Here is an 822-nt window from a genome sequence, read left to right as displayed (position 1 = left end):
TCTGATGGCAGCAAAAATTAAGAAGGGTGACCTGGTAGAGGTCATCTCTGGTCGCTCGAGCGATCAGAAGAAGATTGATGAGCGCAACAAGCGCCGCGAGGCCGAGGGGCTTGCTCCTCTAGCGCCTGGCGATAAGGGCAAGCAGGGACGCGTTATTAAGGTGTTCCCAGCCGAGCAGAAGGTCCTCGTTGAGGGCATCAACGTGAAGACCCGCCACACGCGCCAGGGCATGTCTGCCCAGGGCGCTACCACTGGCGGCATTGAGCACATTGAGGCTCCGATCCACATTTCCAAGGTGGCTCTTGTGGATCCGGATACGAAGAAGCGTGTTCGTGTTGGCTTCCGCGTTGAGCGCGACGAGAACGGCAAGCGTATTAACCGCAACCCGATTCGCGTGGTTCGTGGTGGTACCAAGCGCGGCCTCGAACCTGGAAAGGAAATCGGAGCATGACCCCTCGCTTGAAGCAAAAGTACATTGATGAGGTCCGCCCGAAGTTGGAGAAGGACTTCGCGCACGCTAACACCATGGAGGTAGGTGGCCTGGTTAAGGTCGTCGTGAACATGGGTGTTGGAGATGCGGCTCGTGACTCGAAGGCTATCGAGGGTGCGATTCGCGACTTGACCGTTATCACCGGCCAGAAGCCGGCTGTTACCAAGGCTCGTAAGTCGATCGCGCAGTTTAAGCTGCGTGAGGGTCAGCCTATTGGCACGCACGTCACGATGCGTGGTGACCGCATGTGGGAGTTCATGGATCGCCTGATCTCTCTTGCGCTTCCGCGTATTCGCGACTTCCGTGGTCTAAGCCCGAAGCAGTTCGACGGT

The 822-nt window shown here is 57.8% G+C and carries 2 protein-coding genes; both read left to right on the top strand.

From position 1 onward, the window contains the following. The first annotated feature begins 4 nt into the window (after positions 1 to 4). Positions 5 to 451, top strand: coding sequence for a 50S ribosomal protein L24 (gene rplX / locus HMPREF1627_RS00645; RefSeq protein ID WP_034500237.1), 447 nt, complete (start codon positions 5 to 7; stop codon positions 449 to 451). Beyond that, a partial coding sequence (gene rplE / locus HMPREF1627_RS00640) for a 50S ribosomal protein L5 (protein ID WP_034500239.1) occupies positions 448 to 822 on the top strand: 375 nt, incomplete at its 3' end. The genes rplX and rplE, both read left to right, overlap by 4 nt.

The organism is Actinomyces sp. S6-Spd3 (assembly GCF_000758755.1).
Classification (GTDB): Bacteria; Actinomycetota; Actinomycetes; order Actinomycetales; family Actinomycetaceae; genus Pauljensenia.
The sequence above is the reverse complement of the archived record's forward strand: the minus strand, read 5'-3'. Positions and strand labels throughout refer to the sequence as shown.

Bases quoted from the DNA above. Each gene is read 5' to 3' on its own strand.
- rplX (WP_034500237.1), top strand. From the start codon at position 5: ATGGCAGCAAAAATTAAGAAGGGTGACCTGGTAGAGGTCATCTCTGGT.